Below are 858 nucleotides of genomic sequence, written 5' to 3'. Positions count from 1 at the left end.
TATTTAGATCATCAGGTGTATTGGCAATCGGGTTTTCATTGATAATCAAATCAAACTCCATAGTAGTATTGACACAACCTGTAGTTGTATTTTCAGCACGTACAAAAATGGTCCTTGGAAACGAAGTGTACGGACTTGGAATGGCGTTCATGTTTAGCTCTGCATCAGCAAGTGTTTCATGATAGGAAACGACAATATCCGACTGTCCATTGATAACTTCGGTATCTTTTGTGGTCAGATCAAAGTCAAACTGAGTAGGATCATCGTTACAAACGACATAATCGGTAATGGTGTTTTGAGTAGGCAATGGATTTACGGTAAGCCTGATATGCTCTCCAAGACCCAAACATGCATTGTCCACATCACTATCGACACGAACGACAATATTCTGGATGTTTGGCGAAGCATCATTGCGATGATTGCTAATGTCAGGAATTGCGTTTTGTTCCGCTAACGCATCGGCAAAGTTTTCATAATAGGTAATGGTCAGTGTTTGTCCTGTGGCAGGGAAAAGCGCGTTGATTTGCGCATCAGCTGCACTAAAGTCAAAGGTTGCAACACCGTTGGTATTATCGCCATCAATAAGATCGTCATCACAGACTTCGAAATCAATTTGAAACGAAGCAGGAATCTGCGTAGTTGCCACTGATAGATTTACTTCTCCAATTCTGAAACAGCCATTAACGGTTTCTATACGTACATAGACCAATCCGCCATTTGTACTAGCAAAGGCAGTTGGATCAACAATAGGATTGGTATTGTTCTGCGCATCAGTGAGATTGATAAAGTAGGTAAATGTTTCGTTTGCAAAATCACTTGAAAGCAATGAATTGGCTTCAGTCAGATTAAAATCAGAAA

General features: G+C 40.3%; 1 pseudogene. It reads right to left on the bottom strand.

Annotated features, from left to right (window positions below):
* A pseudogene (locus tag AA089_RS25325) lies at positions 1–858 on the bottom strand (CUB protein); the annotation flags it as partial.

This window comes from Kordia jejudonensis (assembly GCF_001005315.1).
Taxonomy (GTDB): domain Bacteria; phylum Bacteroidota; class Bacteroidia; order Flavobacteriales; family Flavobacteriaceae; genus Kordia; species Kordia jejudonensis.
The sequence above is the reverse complement of the archived record's forward strand: the minus strand, read 5'-3'. Positions and strand labels throughout refer to the sequence as shown.